General features: G+C 36.8%; 1 protein-coding gene. It reads left to right on the top strand.

Features of this window, described 5'->3' with window-relative positions; genetic code table 11:
* The coding region (locus UQ64_RS00465) for an S-layer homology domain-containing protein (protein ID WP_156417407.1) at positions 1 to 209 on the top strand (209 nt) is incomplete at both ends.

The raw sequence follows: 209 nt of genomic DNA, 5'->3' as shown, positions 1-209 counted from the left end.
TTGGATGCTGTTGATTCTGAGTTTAGTTTTTCGGATCAAGGCAAAACACCAGTATGGGCTCAGTCATTCATTCAAGCACTTTCAAAAGCAGGTTTCATTTCTGGATATAAAGATGGTACTTTCCGTGCAAATAATGAAATAACTAGAAGCGAATTAGTTGTTCTTATTGTTCGTGTACTTGGTCTTGAAGTGAATCCAAATGCAACACT

It is taken from the genome of Paenibacillus etheri, from assembly GCF_001012825.1.
Classification (GTDB): domain Bacteria; phylum Bacillota; class Bacilli; order Paenibacillales; family Paenibacillaceae; genus Paenibacillus_AQ; species Paenibacillus_AQ etheri.
The sequence above is the reverse complement of the archived record's forward strand: the minus strand, read 5'-3'. Positions and strand labels throughout refer to the sequence as shown.